Annotated in this window: 1 pseudogene; it reads left to right on the top strand. The window is 53.1% G+C overall.

From position 1 onward, the window contains the following. Positions 1 to 209, top strand: a pseudogene (locus FDX22_RS20980) (hypothetical protein); the annotation flags it as partial.

Below are 209 nucleotides of genomic sequence, written 5' to 3'. Positions count from 1 at the left end.
TTGCCAAAGTGACCCCCGGTGAGCCGGTGCTGATTGGCGGCACAGAAGTGATTCTGCGCGGTGGTGCACGTACGGATAAAGATTACCTGGAACTGCTGAAAACACGCCCGGCAATCGGCACCGTGCTGAATCAGGGCGATTATGACAGCTTCAAAAAGTCGCTCACCAGCGTGGCATTGCGTAAAGGCTATTTCGACAGCGAATTTAAT

The organism is Citrobacter sp. TBCS-14, assembly GCF_005280805.1.
Taxonomy (GTDB): Bacteria; Pseudomonadota; Gammaproteobacteria; order Enterobacterales; family Enterobacteriaceae; genus Citrobacter; species Citrobacter gillenii.
Note: the sequence above shows the minus strand (reverse complement) of the source record. Positions and strands in the feature narration are given on the sequence as shown.